This window comes from Microbacterium sp. A20 (genome assembly GCF_004794515.1).
Taxonomy (GTDB): Bacteria; Actinomycetota; Actinomycetes; order Actinomycetales; family Microbacteriaceae; genus Microbacterium.
Genome location: NZ_SSDF01000055.1, coordinates 35,160 through 55,185, shown reverse-complemented (window position 1 = coordinate 55,185; position 20,026 = coordinate 35,160). Strand labels below are relative to the sequence as shown.

At 70.3% G+C, this 20,026-nt stretch carries 19 protein-coding genes; 5 read left to right on the top strand and 14 right to left on the bottom strand.

Annotated features, from left to right (window positions below; translation table 11 throughout):
- The first annotated feature begins 72 nt into the window (after window positions 1-72).
- A complete protein-coding gene (locus DW298_RS04400; RefSeq protein ID WP_136041262.1) occupies window positions 73-2,265 on the top strand; it encodes an ATP-binding cassette domain-containing protein in 2,193 nt (730 codons plus the stop codon).
- A 106-nt stretch (window positions 2,266-2,371) separates the two neighbouring features.
- Here the strand turns inward: DW298_RS04400 and DW298_RS04395 are convergent, their stop codons facing one another.
- The 11 genes from DW298_RS04395 to hemE all read right to left on the bottom strand — a co-directional run bounded on the left by DW298_RS04395 (window position 2,372) and on the right by hemE (window position 11,675).
- Window positions 2,372-2,821 (bottom strand): hypothetical protein, encoded by a 450-nt coding sequence (locus tag DW298_RS04395; protein ID WP_136041261.1) that lies wholly within the window; start codon window positions 2,819-2,821, stop codon window positions 2,372-2,374.
- A gap of 119 nt (window positions 2,822-2,940) precedes the next feature.
- Window positions 2,941-4,263 (bottom strand): glutamate-1-semialdehyde 2,1-aminomutase, encoded by a 1,323-nt coding sequence (locus DW298_RS04390; RefSeq protein ID WP_136041260.1) that lies wholly within the window; start codon window positions 4,261-4,263, stop codon window positions 2,941-2,943.
- Window positions 4,264-4,281: 18 nt separating this feature from the next.
- Window positions 4,282-5,259 carry a porphobilinogen synthase gene (gene hemB / locus DW298_RS04385; RefSeq protein ID WP_136041259.1) on the bottom strand — a complete coding sequence of 326 codons (978 nt, stop codon included), beginning with the start codon at window positions 5,257-5,259 and terminating at the stop codon, window positions 4,282-4,284.
- Window positions 5,256-6,053: a uroporphyrinogen-III synthase gene (locus tag DW298_RS04380; protein ID WP_136041258.1), complete on the bottom strand. Its 798-nt coding sequence runs from the start codon at window positions 6,051-6,053 to the stop codon at window positions 5,256-5,258. Before DW298_RS04380 ends, hemB begins: the two co-directional genes overlap by 4 nt.
- Before the next feature lie 6 nt (window positions 6,054-6,059).
- Window positions 6,060-7,049 carry a hydroxymethylbilane synthase gene (gene hemC / locus DW298_RS04375; protein WP_136041257.1) on the bottom strand — a complete coding sequence of 330 codons (990 nt, stop codon included), beginning with the start codon at window positions 7,047-7,049 and terminating at the stop codon, window positions 6,060-6,062.
- A gap of 5 nt (window positions 7,050-7,054) precedes the next feature.
- The gene (gene hemQ, locus DW298_RS04370) at window positions 7,055-7,735 is read right to left on the bottom strand and encodes a hydrogen peroxide-dependent heme synthase (RefSeq protein ID WP_136041256.1); all 681 of its coding nucleotides are present in this window, start codon (window positions 7,733-7,735) and stop codon (window positions 7,055-7,057) included.
- Between the two features lie 79 nt (window positions 7,736-7,814).
- Window positions 7,815-8,087, bottom strand: coding sequence for a hypothetical protein (locus DW298_RS04365; protein WP_136041255.1), 273 nt, complete (start codon window positions 8,085-8,087; stop codon window positions 7,815-7,817).
- Complete coding sequence (locus tag DW298_RS04360) at window positions 8,074-8,481, bottom strand: phage holin family protein (RefSeq protein ID WP_136041254.1); 408 nt, start codon at window positions 8,479-8,481, stop codon at window positions 8,074-8,076. Before DW298_RS04360 ends, DW298_RS04365 begins: the two co-directional genes overlap by 14 nt.
- A gap of 1 nt (window position 8,482) precedes the next feature.
- Complete coding sequence (locus tag DW298_RS04355; RefSeq protein WP_136041253.1) at window positions 8,483-8,905, bottom strand: hypothetical protein; 423 nt, start codon at window positions 8,903-8,905, stop codon at window positions 8,483-8,485.
- A 150-nt stretch (window positions 8,906-9,055) separates the two neighbouring features.
- A complete protein-coding gene (locus DW298_RS04350) occupies window positions 9,056-10,636 on the bottom strand; it encodes an FAD-dependent oxidoreductase (RefSeq protein ID WP_136041252.1) in 1,581 nt (526 codons plus the stop codon).
- A gap of 16 nt (window positions 10,637-10,652) precedes the next feature.
- Window positions 10,653-11,675, bottom strand: a complete 1,023-nt coding sequence (hemE, locus tag DW298_RS04345; protein ID WP_136041251.1) for a uroporphyrinogen decarboxylase — start codon at window positions 11,673-11,675, stop codon at window positions 10,653-10,655.
- 86 nt (window positions 11,676-11,761) lie between these two features.
- Between hemE and DW298_RS04340 the strand changes: the two genes are divergently transcribed.
- The 3 genes from DW298_RS04340 to DW298_RS04330 all read left to right on the top strand — a co-directional run bounded on the left by DW298_RS04340 (window position 11,762) and on the right by DW298_RS04330 (window position 14,323).
- Complete coding sequence (locus DW298_RS04340) at window positions 11,762-13,075, top strand: glutamyl-tRNA reductase (RefSeq protein WP_136041250.1); 1,314 nt, start codon at window positions 11,762-11,764, stop codon at window positions 13,073-13,075.
- A gap of 253 nt (window positions 13,076-13,328) precedes the next feature.
- Window positions 13,329-13,901 (top strand): HhH-GPD-type base excision DNA repair protein, encoded by a 573-nt coding sequence (locus tag DW298_RS04335; protein WP_136041249.1) that lies wholly within the window; start codon window positions 13,329-13,331, stop codon window positions 13,899-13,901.
- Window positions 13,898-14,323 carry a DUF1801 domain-containing protein gene (locus DW298_RS04330; RefSeq protein WP_136041248.1) on the top strand — a complete coding sequence of 142 codons (426 nt, stop codon included), beginning with the start codon at window positions 13,898-13,900 and terminating at the stop codon, window positions 14,321-14,323. Before DW298_RS04335 ends, DW298_RS04330 begins: the two co-directional genes overlap by 4 nt.
- A gap of 108 nt (window positions 14,324-14,431) precedes the next feature.
- On the opposite strand, the gene DW298_RS04325 is transcribed toward DW298_RS04330, so the two are convergent.
- Window positions 14,432-15,577, bottom strand: coding sequence for an epoxide hydrolase family protein (locus DW298_RS04325; protein WP_136041247.1), 1,146 nt, complete (start codon window positions 15,575-15,577; stop codon window positions 14,432-14,434).
- A gap of 68 nt (window positions 15,578-15,645) precedes the next feature.
- Between DW298_RS04325 and DW298_RS04320 the strand changes: the two genes are divergently transcribed.
- Window positions 15,646-16,614, top strand: coding sequence for a WYL domain-containing protein (locus tag DW298_RS04320; RefSeq protein ID WP_136041246.1), 969 nt, complete (start codon window positions 15,646-15,648; stop codon window positions 16,612-16,614).
- A 2-nt stretch (window positions 16,615-16,616) separates the two neighbouring features.
- Here DW298_RS04320 and DW298_RS04315 read toward each other — a convergent pair whose 3' ends face one another.
- A complete protein-coding gene (locus tag DW298_RS04315; protein ID WP_205820252.1) occupies window positions 16,617-18,239 on the bottom strand; it encodes an ATP-binding cassette domain-containing protein in 1,623 nt (540 codons plus the stop codon).
- Window positions 18,240-18,579: 340 nt separating this feature from the next.
- Window positions 18,580-19,965, bottom strand: a complete 1,386-nt coding sequence (locus DW298_RS04310) for a glycine--tRNA ligase (protein ID WP_136041244.1) — start codon at window positions 19,963-19,965, stop codon at window positions 18,580-18,582.
- Window positions 19,966-20,026: the final 61 nt, after the last annotated feature.

Here is a 20,026-nt window from a genome sequence, read left to right as displayed (position 1 = left end):
CGCGAAATGCGGGATCCGACAGGCTTTTCCGGCAGGATAGGGAGGAACTGTTCAACGCGACGAGAGGTCACGATGCCTGAAGGACAGGTGCTGGAGTTCACGCACGTGACGAAGCGCTTCAATGAGGTGACCGCCGTCTCGGACTTCTCCGCGCGCGTCGAGCCCGGTGCTGTCACCGCCTTCCTCGGCCCCAACGGTGCCGGCAAGACCACCACGCTGCGCATCCTGCTGGGCCAGGTGCGCGCCACGTCCGGAACCGCGACGATCGGCGGCACGGCATACAGCGAGCTCCGTCAGCCGCTGCGCACGATCGGCGCCGTCCTCGAAGAGACGGTCTACCGCCCGCGGCGCACCGCCGAACGACAGCTGACGATCGCCGCCAAGGCCAACGGCGTCCCGCTGGCGCGCGTGGGCGAGGTCCTCTCCCTGGTCGGTCTCGACGGCGAGGGCGACTCGCGGATCGGCGGATTCTCGCTCGGCATGCGCCAGCGGCTCAGCGTCGCGCACGCGCTTCTCGGCGATCCGGGCGCACTGGTCTTCGACGAGCCGGCCAACGGGCTGGATCCGGAGGGGATCCGCTGGATGCGGCTGCTGATGCGCCGCCTTGCGGACGAAGGGCGCACGGTGCTCGTGTCGTCGCACGTCCTCAGCGAGGTGGAGCAGGTCGCCGACAACGTGCTCGTGCTGTCGAAGGGTCAGCTCGTGCTGGCCAGCGGCATCGAGACCCTGGCCGATCCGAAGGGCGGCTCGGTCATCGTCGACGCCGCGGATCGCGATGCGCTCAGCGCCGCGCTCGCCGCAGCCGGATTCGACATCGAGGTGCTGCGCTCCGGCCTGACCGTCCGCGGAGGCGACGCCGGCACCGTGGGCGCAGTGGCCGCCGACGCGGGCATCGCTCTGAGCACGCTCGTGCAGCGCGGACCGACGCTGGAAGACGTCTTCATCGACCTGATGCGCGGCGGCAGGCACGCGCCGCCCGCCTATCCGGCCCCGGCACAGTCACAGGCGCCGATCGCTCCGCCCGTGGCCGCCGAGGCCCTGGCCGCAGACGCCACCATCGCGCCGAACGAATCCGTGGTCGCGATCCCCGTCGCCGCAGCGGCTGCCTGGGCGGCCGAGGCCGCCTCCGCTCCTGCCGATGAGGCGGTGGCAGACGATCTCGCCGCCGTGGGCACCGCCCGCGCCGACAGCGGCTCTGAGGACGAGGCCGGCGATGGTCTCGTCGCCGACGAGACCGCACCGACCGAGGAAGTTGCCGCCGAGGAAGCCCCGACCGAGGAAGCCCCCGCCGAGGAAACTCCCGTCGAAGAAGCTCCCGCCGAGGAGACCGAATCCTCGGAGACGCACGACGATGCGCAGGATGCCGTCGTTCCGGGCGAAGAGCCCCCGGCACGGTCCTTCGACGAGATCCTGTTCGGGTCGGCGGCGCCGGTGGCGGCCGACGCACCGACGGCCGCCGAGGAGCCGCGCCACAGCGTCGCCGAGATCTTCGAGACATCGGACGACGAGCACGCCACGGACGACGAGCACGCTACGAACGACACGGCCACGGACGACGCGTCCGCGGACCAGCCGGCCGACGTCGATGACGCCGCCGAGCCTGCGTCGGGCGCGCCCGAAGGCTCCGACGACGTGAGCGCCGTCGACAGCCCGTCCGAAGACGAAGACGCGTCGCCGCGCGACGGGGATGCGTCGGACGACGAGCACACCGAGGCCGAGCACGCGGGAGTCGAGATCTTCGCCGACCTCGAGGACACGTCCGCGTCCGATGCGGATGACGACGGGTCGGACATCGACGCCGCCGACCTCGACTCGTCGGACCGGCCGGAGGCTGCCGACGAGGACCCGCGATCCGCTGCCGTCAGCTCGATGCTGGCCGCGGCCGCTCGCGCGTACTACGAGGACGAACCGAAGGATTACCCCCTCAGCCCGGAATCCGGCGAGTCGTCAGACGACGCCTCGTCCGAGAGCGCCCACTGGAGCATCGCCTCCACCGGCGTCATCGAGACCGTGCCGCTGGGCGCGTCGGATGAGGCGAACGCCGACGCGTCCGGCGCGGAGGAGGCTCCCGCTGAGGAAGCGACATCCGACGGCGCCGAGGCGTCCGACTCCGACGACCAGTCGGGCAGCGACGACACGAACGGCGAACACCACGAGGGTGACGAGCACCACCACGACGGGGACGAGAACCACGAGCACCACCACGATGGCGAGAATCACGAAAACCACGAGCACCACCACGATGGCGAGAACAATCACGGTTGAGCCTCGGCTCCGATGAGAACCGAGAACGCCCTCCCGACCCATGGTCGCGGAGGGCGTTCCTCTGTCCGATCGGCGGTGGCCGCGGCCGCGGCCGGCGTCGCCGGCGTCAGGCGGGTCGGGGGCGGATGACCGGCCGACGGCTGCCCTTGGGGACGGCGGTGGGCGAGGTCGCCACGATCTCTTCGACGTCAGCCGGCTCCGTCGACACGTCGAGGCGAAGCGCCTGAGTCAGAGCGAGTCCGTGGCGCGTGGTCAGAATCAGGCGACCGTACTGCTCGTCACCCTCCAGGTCGATCACGACGCTCGGACGACGTTTGCGGATCAGCACGAAGTCCAGGCTGCCCGCCGCCTTCCAGCTGCCCGCGGCGAGGATGCCGGGGATGTGCGTGCCGGGGTTCGGGACGCCCCGCAGCCAGGTCCATGCATCGTCCGTGAGCTGGACCTTGGTGATGGTCTCGCGCGCGATCCGGACGTTGTCGCGGTGGAAGGTGGCGGCACGTTCGAGCGGAGAGAGCACGACTTCGAGTTGCGTCTGGTCCAGCAGCAACGTCACCATGCACTCAGTCTGCCAGCGCGGCCCTGCCAGTTGTCTGGAAGTTGCTCACAGGAACGCAACGATCCCTTGTCGATTGCCACCACTCGTCGGGGTTCGCCCGCCCGATCGCCGCGATCGGGTCAGGGGCGCGCAGCTGCCGCGGCGGCGGCCGCGGCCGGGAGTGCCGCCTCGATGAGCTGGAGCTCCTGTTCGCCGTGGGCGGCCGTGAGGAACCAGGCCTCGAAGACACTCGGCGGGAGAGCGACGCCCTGCTCCCGCAGGGAGTGGAAGAAGGGAGCGTAGCGGAACGACTCCTGCGCCTGAGCCTCGGCATAGTTCCTCGGCTCGGACGCCCGGAACGACGCACTGAACAGGTTCCCGGCGCGGGCCACGGCGTGCGTGACTCCGGCCGACGTCAGCGCGGCATCGAGGGCCGTCGACACCCGGACGGATGCGGCATCCACCGTGGCGTACACCTCGGGGGTCGCGAGTCGCAGCGTCGCGAGGCCCGCCGCGACGGACAGCGGGTTCCCGGAGAGGGTTCCCGCCTGGTAGACCGGGCCGAGAGGTGCGAGCAGGTCCATGACCTCGGCGCGGCCGCCGAGCGCGGCCAGCGGCATGCCTCCGCCGACGACCTTGCCGAACGTGAAGATGTCGGGCAGGTAGTCCTCGCCCGCTGCGGCCTGCAGACCCCAGAAGCCCGCCGGGTGCACCCGGAAGCCGGTGAGCACCTCGTCGAGGATCATCAGGGCGCCGTGCGCGTGAGCGGTGTCGGCGATCAGGCGGTTGAAGCCCGGCAGCGGGGGGACGACTCCCATGTTCGCCGCCGACGCCTCGACGATCACAGCGGCGATGCGCGGGCCGTGCTCGGCGAACACCGCGGCCAGCGCCTCGGGGTCGTTGTAGCCGATCACCAGGGTCTGCGCCGCGATGGGCGCCGGGACGCCGGCCGAGCCGGGAAGCGCCAACGTCGCGACACCGGAACCGGCCTCCGCGAGAAGCCCGTCGGAGTGACCGTGGTAGTGCCCGGCGAACTTCACGAGCAGGTCGCGACCGGTCGCGCCGCGTGCGAGACGGATCGCCGTCATGGTCGCCTCGGTGCCGGTGGACACCAGGCGCACGCGTTCGATGGGACGGATCTCACCGAAGCGGACCCGGTCGGCGATGAGCGCCGCGAGCTCGACCTCGCCCTCGGTCGGAGCGCCGAAGGACAGGCCTCGGGCCGCGGCCTCCTGCACCGCCGCGACGATCTCCGGGTGCGCATGCCCGAGGAGAGCGGGCCCCCAGGAGGCCACGAGGTCGACGTACTCGCGCCCCGCGGCATCCGTGACGGTGGCGCCCTTCGCCGAAGCCAGGAACCGCGGCGTCCCGCCCACCGAGCCGTAGGCGCGCACCGGCGAGTTGACCCCGCCGGGGATCACCGCGCGGGCAGCGGAGAACAGGTCGTCATTGCGGTCGGTCATGAGAACTCCTCGGAGATATCAGTCGCGCAGCCAGCCGGCGGCTTCGGTCGCCCAGTACGTCAGCACGGCATCGGCACCCGCACGGCGGATGGAGAGCAGGGACTCGAGCACGGCCGCGCGGCGGTCGATCCAGCCGTTCGCGCCGGCGGCCTCGATCATGGCGTACTCGCCGGACACCTGGTAAGCCCACACCGGGATGCTCACGGTGTCGCGCACCTCGCGCAGCACGTCGAGGAAGGCCATCGCCGGCTTCACCATGACGATGTCGGCGCCCTCGGCCTCGTCGACGACGGCCTCGCGGACGCCCTCGCGCCGGTTGCCCGGATCGAGTTGATACGTGCGACGGTCGCCCTGCAACTGAGAATCCACGGCCTCGCGGAAGGGGCCGTAGAACGCGCTCGCGTATTTGGCGGCGTAGGCGAGGAGGAGCGTGTCTGTGAAGCCCTCGGCATCGAGAGCAGCGCGGATCACCGCGACCTGCCCGTCCATCATCCCCGACAGCCCGAGCAGCTGCGATCCGGCGCGCGCCTGGGCCAGAGCCATCGAGGCATAGCGCTCGAGCGTCGCGTCGTTGTCGACCGAGCCGTCGGCCGCGAGCACGCCGCAGTGGCCGTGGTCGGTGAATTCGTCGAGGCACAGGTCGGTCTGCACGACGAGCGCATCTCCGACCTCGGCGGCCAGCGCCTCGGTCGCGAGGTTGAGGATGCCGCGCGGATCGTCGGCCCCGGACCCGCGCGCGTCGCGCACCGCGGGGACGCCGAACAGCATCACGCCGCCGACGCCCGCCTCGGCCGCCTCGACCGCAGCCGAGCGGAGGGAGTCGATGGAGTGCTGGGCGATCCCGGGCATCGAGCCGATCTGCACCGGCTCCTCGATGCCCTCGCGGACGAACATGGGCAGGACGAGCTGCCGTGGCTGCAGCGAGGTCTCGCGCACGAGATCGCGCACGGCCCTCGACTGACGCAGTCGCCTCAGTCGGACGTCGGGGTAGCTCACGGCGCGAACTCGTCGGCCGCGTGCGGAAGCGTGAAGTGCGAGACCGCGTCGATCAGCGCATCGACGGTCTGCCGGTCGGCGACCACCGACACCGGAAGACCCGCGCGCTGCGCATCCTTCGCGGTCCGCGGTCCGATCGCGGCGAGCAGCGTCTCATCGGGGATCTCCGGGAACTGCTCGCGCACCTGTTCGGCGACGGACCCACTCGTGATGAGGATCGCGTTGATCCGGCCGTTCTCGACGTCTCGGCGGATGCGCTCGGTGACCGGGACGCCGACCGTGCGATAGGCGACGACGCTCGCGACCTCGTGCCCGGCCTTCGCGAGCTGCTTGCTCAGCACCGGCTTCGCGATCTCGCTGCGCAGAGCCAGGATGCGACGCGGTTCGGTCTCGAGCGCGATCAACTGCTGCGCCATGCCCTCGGCCGAGTTGTCCTGCTCCGGCACCAGTGCGACCTCGTAGCCGACGGCCTGCAGCGCGGCGGCGGTCGTCTCTCCGACGGCGGCGATCTTCGTCGTGCGGGGGACGACAGCGCGGTGCGCGAAGAGCACGTCGACCGTCGTGGCGCTGGTGATCGTGAGCCAGTCGAAGGAACCGGCCGCCAGCTCGGCCAGAGCGGCATCGAGCGCCGCCTGGTCGGTCGTCGGGGCGAAGTTGATGAGCGGCGCGACGACGGGCACGGCTCCCTGTGCACGCAGGCTCGCGGCGACGCCGTCGCCCCACGGCCCGCCACGCGGCACGAGAATGCGCCAGCCGTCCAGCGGTCGGTCCTGCTTGATTTCGGAAGTGGTCATGAGGGTTTATTGCTCTCGGGGTACGAGGCCGGCCGCCCCTTGATCGAGCAGCCGACGGGCAACAGTGAACCCGAACTCGCGCGCTGCGTGCATCGGGTCTGCACCATCGGCAGCATCCGCTCCATTGCCACTGCCGTTCCGACGAATATACTCCCCGTTCAGGTCTTCGATGACGTCGAGGCCGATCCGGCGCCCGCCGTCGGCGGCGTAGACGACGGTCCTGACGCGGATCGATGACCCGTCGACCACGGCGTGAGCGGCCATCGGCGCCTGGCATCCCGCGTCGAGTCCTTCGAGGATCGCGCGCTCCACCGTGATGGCCAGTCGGGTGTCCTGATCGTCGAGACCGGCGAGTGCCGTGAGGAGTTCTTCCGGCGCATCCTCCCGCGTCTCGACCGCGAGGGAGCCCTGTCCCGGCGCAGTCGGCCACTCGGCGAGACCGAGCTCCTCGCGACGCAGCGGGGACTCCGCCCCGAGCCTCGAGAGCCCTGCAGCAGCGAGGATCACGGCATCCAGTTCCCCGGATGCGACCCGCGCCAGCCGGGAGTCGACGTTCCCACGGATGTCGACGACTTCGGCACCCGGCGCCCGGCGATGAACCTGGGCGATGCGGCGCGGCGAGCCCGTGCCGACCGTGCTGCCGGAGCGCAGCGCATGCAGCGGGATGCCGTCGCGAGTGAGCACGACATCACGCGGATCCTCCCGCTTCGGGGTCGCGGCGATCACGAGCCCGTCGGGGATCGCCGTCGGCAGATCCTTCAGGGAGTGCACGAGGAAGTCGCACTCCCCCGCGAGGAGGGCCTCGCGAAGGCGTGTGGCGAAGATGCCCTGGCCGCCGATCTCGGAGAGGGAGGCGCGGTTGGTGTCGCCCTCACTGGTGATCGGGACGAGCTCGACCCGGCGGCCCGAGAGCTGCTCGAGGGCCGTGGCGACGTGACCGGACTGCGCCTGCGCGAGCGCGCTGCGGCGGGTGCCCAGACGGATGGGGGTAGTCATGTCGTTTACTGCAGCACGTCCGCGATCTCGTCGAACCGGAGTCTGCGCCCCGTGTAGAAGGGCACCTCCTCCTTCACGTACAGGCGCGCGTCGGTGTACCGGAGGTCGCGCATCAGGTCGACGAGGTCGGTGAGCTCATCGGCTTCGAGCGGCAGCAGCCACTCGTAGTCGCCGAGCGCGAACGAGGCGACAGTGTTGGCGAGCACGCCCGTGAACGCGGCACCCTTGCGACCGTGGTCGGCGAGCATCTTGCGACGCTCCTCCTCGGGGGCGAGGTACCACTCGGGCGTGCGCACGAACGGGTACAGGCACAGCCAGTCCTTGGGCTCGACCCCGCGGAGGAAGCCGGGCACGTGCGCGCGGTTGAACTCGGCGTCGCGGTGCACACCCATGACGTTCCACACCGGGAGGAGCGGGCGGAGCAGCTCGGTGCGGCGCAGACGACGCAGCGCCTTCTGCAGCTCCTCGGCGGTCTCGCCGTGCAGCCACACCATGAGGTCGGCATCGGCCTTGAGGCCCGAGACGTCGTAGAAGCCGCGGACGATCACGCCGGAGTCCTCGATGTACGCGACGATCGTCTCGAGCTCGGTCGACTCGGTCTCCGTCACGGGAACGTCGGGGTTTCGTCGCCAGACGGCCCAGAGGGTGAAGCCGGACGGGTTCTCATCGCGCTCTTCGGACATCATGCTCCCCAGTCTGCCTCGTTTGCGCAGGAGCCGCTAATCACCCCGACCGGGGAATCAGCGGCATCCTGGAATGCCGTCGTCAGCGCGCGATGGCGCGCGCGATCGCCCAGACCGCGCCCCCCACGACGGCCGCGATGCCCACGGTCGCGGCGATCGCGCCGAGCGGATTGCGGTCGGCGAAGACCCGGGCCTTCGCCGCAGCACGCGTCGACGCCTTCTCGACTCGGCGCGGGATGTTGCCCTTGACCTCGATGGCGGCCAGTGCGGCCTTCAGCTCAGCTCGAGCGGACGTCACCGGGTCGACGATGCCTGCGGGGACGACGGTGCGCGGCAGGGAGTCAGAATTCGTCATCGCCGGCCTCCTTCACGAGTCGGATGTCTTCGGCCACGGCCTGCGCCGGATTCTGACGGCGGAGGACCTTGCGGAACTTCAGGATGCCGAGCAGCGCGAACAGCGCCACCGCGAGGATCAGGATGCCGAACACGACGATCGCCGACAGCCATACCGGCCACCAGGACGACAACCCCGCGATCGCGAAGACCAGGATCACCGGCACGGCCCAGAACAGGAAGAACAGCGCGACGACGAACCACACGGATCCGATGCCGGCATCCTTCGAGGTGCGGGAGACCCACGCCTTGGCGGCGTCGATCTCGGCCTTGACCAGATTCGTGACGAGTTCCGGCAGATCCCCGAGGAGGGTCAGCAGGCTGTCGTCGGCACGATCTCGGTATCCGCGGGGCATGTCAGGCGCCGGTCTTCTTGGGTGTGGACTTGGAGGCAGCGGACGTGGAGGTGCCCGACTTGGAGGCGGGCTTGCTCGTCTTGGCGGACTCCTTCGCGGCCTCGACAGCCTCCTCGGTAGCCTCGGCCAAGTCTTCCGCCGCCTCGCGGCCGGTGGCGATGGCGGAGTCGAGGCGCTGCCCAGGGGTGCCGTTGCCGGAGACCGACTTGGCCACCTTCACGACGCCGGTCCACAGAGCGCCCGGCACGGCCGCGGCCTTGTCGCCGACGAAGCCCTTGACCTTGGACACCTGCTCCTGCACGGGATCGAGCTCCCACACCTTCAGCCACTGCGTCTTGATCTGCTCATAGCGCTCACGTCCGGCACGGGTGCCGAGGACGTAGCCCACGCCGAGTCCGACGACGAGTCCGATCTTCCCCTTCATGGGGTCTCCTCACCTAGTTCCGGTTGTCCGGCCTGCTTCGCCCGGCTTGGATGGCCCGCAGGCTTCCGCTCCCCGCGACCAGGCTCCCAGCGTAGCCCCGTATGCCGATTTCGGCATCTATGGGTCAGAGGGTTGACACGGAGCGCGGACTCACTCCCACAACAGGGCGCGTCGCAGACGGTCGGCTTCGTCGCGCGCATCCGGGATGACCTGCGCGAGGCCCGTGCCGGCGAGCCAGGCGCCGACCGCCGCGATGCCCGGAACAGCCCGCACCGCCGCGCGCGCGGCCGTGCGGCGCTCGCCGGAACCGATGATCGATGCCGGCTGCGACTGCACGAAACGACCGCGGTGCGAGGCGATCACGCTGTCGGGGGCGAGTGCGACCCCGAGCATCGTGGCGGCTTCGGTCCGGGCCAGATCGGCCGCCGCCTCGTCGCTCAGCGCTGCCGTCGCAGCGGGCTCCCCCTGCGCCCCGAACGACACCCGGACGAGGTGTCGCCGACCTGCCGCTTCCCGCACCCAGGCCCACTTCGCGGTCGAGTGCGTGAGCGCCTTGGCCGTGTGGCTGCCCGGAACCGTGAGCACACCGGTGCCGCGCGGTGCGGCATCCAGTCCAGGAGCGTCGAGCAGGAGGGTGACGATCTCGATCTCGGGAGAGGATGCGGCCTCCGCGTTCTTCAGCGCCGGGACAGCGGCGGTGAGGAGCGAGCGAGCGGCGGCCTCGGGAGTGGCGACGATCACGGCGTCGGCGGCGATCTCCTCGATCACGGGCTCGACCGCCTCGGCCGCGTGCAGCTCGGCGACCAGCGGATCGGTCTCGCCCACCGGACCCGGGGTGACCGCGGGCGCAGCCTCGGTCTCGATGCCCCAGCCCTTCGCCGTCTTCCGGATGCTCCGTACCCGCACACCGGTGCGCACCTCGGCGCCCAGGCGGGTCAGGTCGTCGGCCAACGCATCGACGAGCCCGCTCATGCCGCCGGTCAGCCCCTCGACCGCAGCGCCGGGAGTCTTCGCGGCGGCCTGCGTGTCTGCGGCCTTCGCCGCTGCATCATCCCGGAGAGATTGCACGGCACCCGACAGCGAGCCGACGCGGGTGAGCGCCGCATTGAGACCAGGAGCCGCGATGTCGATGTCGACGTCGTCGGGAGATGCGGAGTAGACGCCGGTGGTCACGGGAGCGACGAGGCGGTCCCGCACCTTCGATCCCATCCGCGAGGAGACCAGCTTCCCCAGGCTCAGCTGATGGCCGATCGTGAGCGGCGGACGCACCCGGTCGAGGTAGGCGCGCCAGACGCCGGACCAGCCGAGGATGCGGCGGACATCGTCCTGGAACGGGTTGGCGGGGATGCCGAGGATGCCTCCGACGGGGAGGGGAGCCGCGCCCACGCCCGGGATGCCGGCCAGCCATGCGCCGCCCGGCCGAGGCGCGACGATACGGTCGGCGAGTCCCAGTTCTTCGACCAGAGCGCGCACCAGGCCGCCCCTGGTCGCGTAGCTCTCGGCGCCGGCATCCACGTCGACTCCGTCGAGCTCGATCCGGCGGATCGCTCCGCCCAGTTCGTCTGCGACCTCGAGCAGCGTCACCTGCATGCCGACCTTGGCGCACTCCCGTGCGGCGACGAGCCCGCCGATGCCGCCGCCGATGACGACGACGTGCTTCTCGGCCGCGCGTGCAGCGAGGTCGGACGGCTCGGCGGAAGACGGCTCAGAAGAAGACGGCTCAGAGGTCATGCGGTCAATTCTCCGGTCAGACGGTGTGCGCCAGCTCGACGATGCGGGTGAGCTGATCGGGGTCGGTCTCGGGAGGGACGCCGTGCCCGAGGTTGAGGATGTGCGCACGGGCCGCGCGGCCGCGCTCGATCACGTCGCGCACGTGCGCCTCGAGCACGGGCCACGGAGCGGAGAGCAGGGCGGGATCGATGTTGCCCTGCACCGTGACATCCGGTCCGAGGATGGCGGCGGCCTCGTCGAGCGGTAGACGCCAGTCGACCCCGACACCGTCGGCGATGCCATCAAGGCGCATGTCGGCGAGGAACGGCCCCGTGCCGACACCGAAGTGGATCGTCGGCAGCCCGATGCCCTCGAGCGCCGCGCGGGAGTGCGGGGCGACGAAGGCGCGGTAGTCGGCGGTGCTCAGCGAGCCGGCCCAGCTGTCGAAGAGCTGCACGACCGATGCTCCGGCATCGCGCTGCGTCTCGAGGAAGCGGCGCGAGACCTTCGCGAGCCAGCCGGCGAGACGGTTCCACGAGTCGGGGTCGGAGTGCATCATCGCCCGTGCCCGCAGGTGCTCCTTGGAAGGGCCGCCCTCGACGAGGTACGCAGCGAGAGTGAAGGGAGCGCCCGCGAAGCCGATCAGCGGGGTGTCGCCGAGCTCCGCCGTGACGAGGCGCACAGCCTCGGCGATCGCCGTGCCGTCGAGGCCGTCGGGATCGATGGCCGTGATGCGGTCGACGTCGGATGCGGTGCGCACCGGGTTCGCGAACACCGGTCCGCGTCCCGGCTCGATCTCGACGTCGACGCCGGCCAGGCGCAACGGGATGACGATGTCGCTGAAGAACACGGCCGCGTCGACACCGTGGCGGCGGACGGGCTGCAGCGTGATCTCGGCGGCGAGGTCGGGAGTGAGGCAGGCGTCGAGCATCCGCGTGCCGACTCGCAGGTCGCGGTACTCGGGGAGCGACCTTCCGGCCTGCCGCATGAACCACACCGGAGCGTGGGCGGGGCGGGAGCCTGCGAGGGCGCGCAGGAGCGGAGCGTCGGAGAGGGCCATGCCTCCATCCTCCCATTCCGCCCTTGTGGGGCCGCCGAGTTCGCCCGGTCGAATCCGGGCGCCACGCACTCCGGTACAATCGATCTGTGCTGCTGTGTGTCACGGCGAGTCACAAGACCGCCTCCTTCGAACTGCTCGAACGCCTGAGCCGCACCCCCGACGACGTCGCTCCCACCATCGTGGGCATGACGCCGTGCGTGCAGGGTGCCGTGGTCCTCGCGACGTGCAACCGGTTCGAGGCGTACGTGGAAATGGAAGAACCGCTCACCGCGGCCGGCGCCATCGGCGTCGAAGCGGTCATCGAGGCGGTTGAATCCGCCACCGGCATCCCCGCCACCGAACTCGACGGCGCCTACACGGTGCACTCGGGGCGCCGCGTCGCCGAGCACCTCTTCTCGGTCGCCTCCGGCCTCGAATCCGTCGTCTCCGGCGAGGGCGAGATCGCCGGCCAGGTGCGCCGCGCTCTCAAGTCCGCCCGCAAGGACGGCACCACTTCGCCCGAGCTCGAGCGCCTCTTCCAGCGCGCCAGCCAGGCGCAGCGCAAGGTCAAGAACGTCACCGCCCTCGGGCGCGCCGGGCGCTCCCTCGTGCGCCTCGCGCTGGAACTCGCCGACAGCCGCATCGCCGACTGGTCCGCCGAGCGCGTGCTGCTGGTCGGCACCGGCGCCTACGCCGCTGTCACCCTCGCCACGCTGCGTGAGCGCGGTGCCGTCGACATCTCCGTGTACTCGCCCTCCGGCCGCGCGGCCGTGTTCGCTGCGAAGCACGGCATCCGTCCGGTCGCCGCCGACGAGTACGCACGGACCGCCGCGCACTCGAGCCTGCTGATCACCTGCACCACCGCGACCGAGCCCGTGCTCGGCCCGGAGCACCTGCAGCTTCCGGTCGGCATCGCCGCAGCCGGCTGCCCGGTCGGCGCTTCGACAGGCTCAGCGACCCACTCGAATCGGCTCGTGGTCGACCTCGGCATGCCCCGCAACGTCGACCCCGCCGTCGCCTCCCTCGAGGGCGTCGCCCTGCTCGACCTCGAGACCATCCGCCTGCACGCACCGCTGGAGGAACTGCAGGCGACGGATGCAGCGCGCAGCGTCGTGCGCGAGGCCGCGGAGACCTTCCACGTGGTGGGTTCGCGTCAGAGCGTGACCCCGTCGGTCGTGGCCCTGCGCTCCCACATCTTCGAGCTGCTCGAGCGCGAGATCGATCGTGCCCGCGCGCGCGGCGACGAAGACGGCAAGGTGGAGCAGGCTCTGCGTCACCTCTCGGGCGTGCTCCTGCACACGCCGACCGTGCGTGCCCACGAGCTGGCCGCCGCCGGCCGCGCCGACGAGTTCACCGCCGCTCTGGCCGCCCTGTACGGCATCGCTCCCGAGGCCGCCGCGGACGACGCCGCCACCGCCTGACCCTCTCGCACTTCCTTCGGCCTTCCGCACTTCCCTCGGCCTTTTCGCGCCCATACGGCCGAAGCACGTGCGAATGGCCGTGCGAAGCGTGGCCCCTGGCACGAAGCGCTCGCCGCGGCCTTCCGCACTTCCCTCGGCCGTTTCACGCCCATACGGCCGAAGCAGGTGCGAATGGCCGCGCGAATGACCGCGCGAATGGCCGCCGGCCCCGTGCCACGTGCGGCCCTCGACCACGGGGTGCGAAACTGGAGGCATGGCCCTTCACATCACCGGAGACACCGCCGCCGACGAGCTGCTGACCGACAACCCGCTCGCGTTGCTAGTGGGGATGCTGCTCGACCAGCAGGTCCCCATGGAGACCGCGTTCGCCGGTCCGCTCAAGATCGAACAGCGCACCGGAGCGGCGGATGCGGCGGCGATCGCCGGCATGGCCCCCGACGAGTTCCTCGAGGCGTTCAAGCAGACCCCCGCCGTGCATCGCTTCCCCGGGTCGATGGCGACGCGCGTGCAGACGCTGTGCCAGACCCTGGTCGATGACTGGGGCGGTGACGCCGCCGCCCTCTGGACCGAAGGAGACCCGGACGGACCCGAGGTGCTGAAGCGGCTGAAGACCCTCCCCGGATTCGGCGAGCAGAAGGCGAAGATCTTCCTCGCCCTCCTCGGCAAGCAGTACGGTTTCACGGGCGAAGGATGGCGTGAGGCCGCAGGTGCATACGGCGAGGACGGCTCGTACCGCAGCGTCGCCGACATCGTCTCGCCCGATTCGCTCACGAAGGTGCGCGAGCACAAGAAGGCCATGAAGGCCGCGGCGAAGGCTCCGAAATGAAGCCCACCGGAGATGACGTCGCGGGCCTCATCGCCCGCTCCTCCCCTGCCGTCCGCCGTCGGGATGCCGAGACGCTGACCGCCCTCATGCAGGAGATCACCGGACGCGAACCGCAGACCTGGGGCACGATCATCGGCTTCGGCTCGTGCCACTACCGCTACCCGACCGGCACCGAGGGCGACAGCGGGCTGCTCGGCTTCGCACCCCGCAAGGCCGCGACCACGATCTACCTGTTCGACGGCGTCGATGCCCACAGCGAGGCTCTGGCGGAACTCGGCCCGCACACCACGGGCGTCGGATGCCTGTACATCAAGGACCTGGAGCAGGTGGACCTCGACGTGCTGCGCGGCATCCTCGAACGCTCGCTGGCCTGGGTCGAAGCGGGCGGCACCCCCGAGGTGCAGCTCACCGTCACGGGCTGACACCCAGCACACTGCCGATCCACCCCCTTCGCATCGAGCCGCCCCCATACGTGCGCACGTATGGGGGCGGGTCGGCCGCAAGAGGGCGGGTCGGCTCGTGGCCGGAGATCAGCCCCGCGAGAAGAACGCGCGGATGTCGGCGGCCAGCACATCCGGACGCTCCAGGGCGGCGAAATGCCCGCCCTCGTCGAAGCGACTCCAGTGCACGATGTTCGAGTTGTCGCGCTCGGCGAAGACCCGGATCGTCTGGAAGTCGTCGGCGAACACGGCAACCCCCGTCCGTGCGGCGTTGATCCGCGGCTCGGCACCTTCTGCCGCGGCATCCGCCCTGGCGTTCTCCAGGTAGCTGCGGCTCATTCCGGAGGCCGCGTTCGCGAACCAGTTCACGCTGACCTCGAGCAGGATCGACTCGAGCGGTACGAGCGAGGTGCCGTTGCCGAACGAGTTGAACAGCTCGCTGTACGCCAGCAGCCCGACCGGGGAGTCGCTGAGCCCCACCGACACCGTCTGCGGGCGCGAGGCGTTCATCGTGTTGTACCCGCCGACCGACTGGAACCACTGCATGTGCTCGAGGCCTGCGTAGTCGGCGGGCTCGAGCTTCTCGAACTCCGCCGGGTCCCCCGAGGGGAAGGAGAACAGCTGCAGCACGTGGAGTCCGAGGAAGCCCGCCGGCTCCAGCAGCCCCAGCTCACGGGCCACCATCGCGCCGTTGTCAGAACCGTGGATGCCGTAGCTCCCGTAGCCGAGTCCGCGCATGAGGCGGTCATAGGCGGCAGCGACGCGACCGACCGTCCACCCCGTAGAGGCCAGAGGCTGCGAGAAGCCGTAGCCCGGAGCATCCGGGATCACGACGTCGAAGGCGTCTTCGGCACGGCCGCCGTGCGCCACCGGGTCGACGAGCCGGTCGATCAGGTCGAGGTAGTCGATCGAGGAGCCGGGATAGGTGTGCGCGAGCAGCAGTGGCGTCGCGCCCTCGTGGGTCGAGCGCACGTGGATGAAGTGGATCGTCTGACCGTCGATCTCGGTGGTGAAGTGCGGGACCGCATTGATGCGCTCCTCGGCCGCGGTCCAGTCGAAGTCGCGCCACGCGGCGACCGCCTCGCGGAGGTACGAGTTGGGGGTGCCGGCATCCCAATCATCCGTCGGCGCGGGCTGCGGAAGGCGGGTACGGGCGAGGCGATCCTGGAGATCGGCGACGTCGGCGGTGGAGACCGAGACGGTGAAGGGGCGGAAGGCGAGCGTCGTGTTTTCCATATCTCGAAGGTATGCGGCCATTAGGTTGGATCTGTTCCTAATGAAAGCGACATTCTCGAGGAGTCTCGATGGCCGATCCGACCGCTCGCCTGCTCGCGTTGCTGACCCTCCTGCAGACCGGTCCCGAGCGCTCCGGAAGCGACCTCGCCGCCCGTCTCGGCGTCTCCTCGCGGACCGTGCGGCACGACATCGAGCGGCTCCGCGACCTCGGCTACCCGGTCGACGCCACCCGAGGATCCATCGGCGGCTACCGGCTCGGTGCGGGAGGCAAGCTGCCCCCGCTGCTCCTCGACGATGAAGAAGCGGTGGCCGTGACCGTCGGCCTCCGCGCAGCGGCCGGCATATCCGGCATCGCCGAGTCAGGGGCCAGAGCCCTCGCCAAGCTCGAGCAGGTGCTGCCTTCGCACCTGCGCCCCACCGTCGACGCCCTCCGCTCGAGCGTCGACCGAGCCCCGGAGAACAACGACACCGACGCCCCCGATCCCGAGGTCGACGCCGCGGCGCTGCAGGCCATCGCGAGCGCGATCCGCAACGCGGAGTGGCTACGCTTCGACTACGACGGCGCCCCCGTGCTGGTCGAGCCGTACCGGCTGCTCACCTGGGTGCGCCGCTGGTACCTCGTGGCCCGCGACCCGCAGACCGGCGAGTGGGGCACGTACCGCGTCGACTGGATGGAGCTGCGGATGCCGACGCATCGGCGCTTCGATCCGCAGCCCCTTCCCAGTGGCGACTACACGGCTTTCGCGATGCGGACCATCGCGGTGAGCGGCTGGAAGGTGCATGCCCGACTCCGGATCGAGGCGCCGGCCTCGGCCGTTCTCGACCGGATCCACGCCGCGGTCGGCGTCGTCGAACCGGTCGACGACGACCACTGCATCCTCGTCACGGGCGCCGACAGTCTCGACACCGTTGCCGCCTACATCGGGATGCTGATGATGGACTTCACCGTCGAGAGCCCGCCCGAGCTGCTCCCGCGCCTGCAGCTGCTCTCCGAACGGTATGCGCGAGCGGTCGCCGGGTCGACGGCGCACGCGTAGCCTCACGCTTCTCCATCGACGCGACCGCCGTCGACACGGATCTCCTTCGCACCGCGACTCCGGGCGCCGCTGATCCACCGCCGGTCGTGGGTGACCGTCACGACCGCGCCGGGGTGCTCGTCGACCGCCGCCTCGAGCTGCTCGACGAGCTCGGGCGACAGGTGGTTCGACGGCTCGTCGAGCATCAGCACGTCTCCCGGGTCGGCGAGCACCGCGGCGAGATCGAGACGGCGGCGCTGCCCGACCGAGAGCGCCCGCATCTCGCGGTCGAGGTCGTCCTCCACGAAGAGCCCGAAGCGCAGCAGCGTCTCCGCGGCGTCGTGCGGATGCACTCCCGACAACCGGGCGAAGACCTCCGAGAGAGTGCCGGGCCGAGGCGGGGAGACCTCCTGACGCAGCCACGAGACGCGAATGCCGTCGCGCAGCGCGACCGATCCGCGATCCGCCATCCGCTCCCCCGCGAGAAGCCGCAGCAGGGTCGTCTTGCCCGCGCCGTTGGGCCCCGTCACGAGCCAGCGCGCGCCCGCCGACAGACTCAGCCGCTCGATGCGCAACGCCGGCTGGAGCACCTCGACGCCATCCACGGCGATCAACGACTGCGTGGACCCGGTGGCCTCCACCGTTTCCGCATGGAGGTCCACGGCCAGACGCAGCGGTTCGGGTGCCGGCGGACAAGGGTCGGCGCGGAGCCGTGCGATCCGTTCCTTCGCCATCCGGATGCGTCCCATCGCCCCGTGGTCGCGGCTGCGGGCGCGGAAGGCACCGTGACCGAACCCGTCGAGTTCGAGCTTGCGCGGAATCGCGTCCAGCCGGAACGCGTTGGTCGCGACGAGGGCCTCCTGGCGTGCGAGTTCCGCCTTCCACGCCTCGTGACGCTCGGCCATCCGCTGCCGCTCCACGGCTCTCGCCGTGAGGTAGCCGCGATAGCCGTCGCCGTAGCGCCGCAGCCCACCGCCCTCCACGAGCACGATGTCGCTCGCGAATCGGTCGAGGAAGGCGCGATCGTGCGTGACGACGACGAGAGCACCGCGATGGGTCCGGATACGGTCCTCCAGCCAGACGAGGGCGTCCTCGTCGAGGTCGTTCGTCGGCTCGTCGAGAAGAAGCAGTTCCGCCTCCGACGAGAGCGCCGCGGCGAGCGCGACGCGGGCCCGTTCACCGCCGGACAGCGAGGCGAACGGGCGGTCACGTCGGAGCGCAGCGAGGCCGAGTTGATCGAGAGCCGCATCCACGCGTCGATCGACGTCGTAGCCGCCTCGAGCCTCGAAGTGCTCGAGCAGCCGTTCGAGGCGGACGAGGACGGACGCGCGTTCGGCATCCTCCGCGTCGGCGAGCCGCTCGTACCCGGTTTGAATCTCGCGCTCGATCGCTCTCAGCTCGTCGAGGAAGGCGTCGAGGGCCTCCGTGACGGTCGCACCTTCCGGAGCGCGCGGATCCTGCGCAGCATGCGCGACACCGCCGGGGATCGAGAGCTGTGCTTCGCCGCCGGTCGGTGTGAGCACGCCCGCCAGCAGGTCGAGCAGGGTCGACTTGCCCGCACCGTTGTCTCCGACGATCGCGAGCCGGTCGCGCGGACCCACGACGAGATCGACGCGATCGAGCACGATCCGATCGGCGAAGCGCACGGTCGCGCTTCGGAGCTCGCAGACCCTGTGGGCGGACGAGCGGGAAGGCAGGGGGCGGACAGTTGCTATGGGGAGTACAGGGAACATGAGGTCTCCTCTCCGCGACGCCGAGGAGCATCGCGGGACGGCACATCAATCGGATGCGCGTCTGAACACGGACCTCGAGCACGCCATGCAGACGACGCGCTCGCTCAGGACCCACCGCGGAGAGGACTCGACGCGGCGTCCCGATCTATCGGATCAGAGTACCCACGGGCGGAGACATTACCAGCCATCCGTTCCTGGATGCAAGAGACCCCGCCGGCCAGTAAGAGGCCGACGGGGTCCGGATGCTACGTGCTCAGGCGCCGCGCAGGCGCTCGGCGAGATACGCGTGCAAGCCGTCGATCGAGACGCGCTCCTGCGCCATGGTGTCGCGGTCGCGCACCGTGACGGCACGGTCGTCGAGCGAGTCGAAGTCGACCGTGACGCAGAACGGGGTGCCGATCTCGTCCTGGCGACGGTAGCGGCGTCCGATCGCACCCGCGTCGTCGAAGTCGACGGCCCAGGAGCCGCGGAGCGTGTCGGCGACCTCACGGGCAAGGGGCGACAGCTTCTCGTTGCGCGACAGCGGCAGCACCGCGGCCTTGACCGGGGCGAGGCGCGGGTCGAGCCGCAGCACGGTCCGCACGTCGGTGCCGCCCTTGGCGTTGGGCACCTGCTCCTCGACATAGGCGTCGACGAGGAAGGCCATCATCGCGCGGGTGAGGCCGAACGACGGCTCGATCACGTACGGGGTGTAGCGCTCGCCCGTGGCCTGGTCGAAGTACGTCAGGCTCTGGCCGGACGCCTCACTGTGGCTGGAGAGGTCGTAGTCGGTGCGGTTGGCGACACCCATGAGCTCGCCCCACTCCTTGCCCGCGAACCCGAACTTGTACTCGACGTCGATCGTGCCGGCCGAGTAGTGCGCGCGGTCGTCTTCCGGCACGTCGAACTGACGCATGTTCTCGGGGTCGATACCCAGGTCGATGAACCAGTTCCAGCAGGCCTCGACCCAGTGCTCGAACCACTCCTGCGCCTCGGCCGGCGGCGTGAAGAACTCGATCTCCATCTGCTCGAACTCGCGGGTGCGGAAGATGAAATTGCCGGGGGTGATCTCGTTGCGGAACGCCTTGCCGACCTGGCCGATGCCGAACGGCGGCTTCTTGCGACTCGCGGTGAGCACGTTCGAGAAGTTCACGAAGATGCCCTGCGCGGTCTCGGGGCGGAGGAAGTACAGGCCCGACTCGTCGTCGACGACGCCGAGGTACGTCTTCACCAGACCGGAGAACGCCTTGGGCTCGGTGTACTGCCCCTTGGTGCCGCAGTTGGGGCAGGGGATGTCGGCGAGGCCGTTCTCGGCCTTGCGACCCTTGCGCGCCTCGAAGTCCTCGATGAGGTTGTCGGCACGGAAGCGCTTGTGGCACTGCAGGCACTCCACCAGCGGGTCGGTGAAGGTGGCGACGTGACCCGATGCCTCCCACACGCGCTTGGGCAGGATGATGCTGGAGTCCAGGCCGACCATGTCGCCGCGGCCGCGCACGAACGTCTGCCACCACTGTCGGCGGATGTTCTCCTTGAGCTCCGTGCCGAGGGGCCCGTAATCCCAGGCCGATCGAGAACCGCCGTAGATCTCACCCGCTTGGAACACGAACCCGCGGTGGCGGGCGAGGGCGATGACCTTGTCGAGGCGGGACTGTTCGGCCATGGTGGCTCCAATGGTCGGATGCGGGAGGAAACCCGTGAACACGGGCACCTCATTCTATCCG

What these genes read in the sequence shown, in the direction of transcription:
- DW298_RS04400 (WP_136041262.1), top strand. Translation starts at nt 73, where the DNA reads ATGCCTGAAGGACAGGTGCTGGAGTTCACGCACGTGACGAAGCGCTTC.
- DW298_RS04310 (WP_136041244.1), bottom strand. Translation starts at nt 19,965, where the DNA reads ATGGCCGAACAGTCCCGCCTCGACAAGGTCATCGCCCTCGCCCGCCAC.
- DW298_RS04390 (WP_136041260.1), bottom strand. Translation starts at nt 4,263, where the DNA reads ATGACCGACCGCAATGACGACCTGTTCTCCGCTGCCCGCGCGGTGATC.
- DW298_RS04365 (WP_136041255.1), bottom strand. Translation starts at nt 8,087, where the DNA reads ATGACGAATTCTGACTCCCTGCCGCGCACCGTCGTCCCCGCAGGCATC.
- DW298_RS04355 (WP_136041253.1), bottom strand. Translation starts at nt 8,905, where the DNA reads ATGAAGGGGAAGATCGGACTCGTCGTCGGACTCGGCGTGGGCTACGTC.
- DW298_RS04320 (WP_136041246.1), top strand. Translation starts at nt 15,646, where the DNA reads ATGGCCGATCCGACCGCTCGCCTGCTCGCGTTGCTGACCCTCCTGCAG.
- hemC (WP_136041257.1), bottom strand. Translation starts at nt 7,049, where the DNA reads ATGACTACCCCCATCCGTCTGGGCACCCGCCGCAGCGCGCTCGCGCAG.
- hemE (WP_136041251.1), bottom strand. Translation starts at nt 11,675, where the DNA reads ATGGCCCTCTCCGACGCTCCGCTCCTGCGCGCCCTCGCAGGCTCCCGC.
- DW298_RS04325 (WP_136041247.1), bottom strand. Translation starts at nt 15,577, where the DNA reads ATGGAAAACACGACGCTCGCCTTCCGCCCCTTCACCGTCTCGGTCTCC.
- DW298_RS04380 (WP_136041258.1), bottom strand. Translation starts at nt 6,053, where the DNA reads ATGACCACTTCCGAAATCAAGCAGGACCGACCGCTGGACGGCTGGCGC.
- DW298_RS04350 (WP_136041252.1), bottom strand. Translation starts at nt 10,636, where the DNA reads ATGACCTCTGAGCCGTCTTCTTCTGAGCCGTCTTCCGCCGAGCCGTCC.
- DW298_RS04335 (WP_136041249.1), top strand. Translation starts at nt 13,329, where the DNA reads ATGGCCCTTCACATCACCGGAGACACCGCCGCCGACGAGCTGCTGACC.
- DW298_RS04360 (WP_136041254.1), bottom strand. Translation starts at nt 8,481, where the DNA reads ATGCCCCGCGGATACCGAGATCGTGCCGACGACAGCCTGCTGACCCTC.
- DW298_RS04395 (WP_136041261.1), bottom strand. Translation starts at nt 2,821, where the DNA reads ATGGTGACGTTGCTGCTGGACCAGACGCAACTCGAAGTCGTGCTCTCT.
- hemQ (WP_136041256.1), bottom strand. Translation starts at nt 7,735, where the DNA reads ATGATGTCCGAAGAGCGCGATGAGAACCCGTCCGGCTTCACCCTCTGG.
- DW298_RS04330 (WP_136041248.1), top strand. Translation starts at nt 13,898, where the DNA reads ATGAAGCCCACCGGAGATGACGTCGCGGGCCTCATCGCCCGCTCCTCC.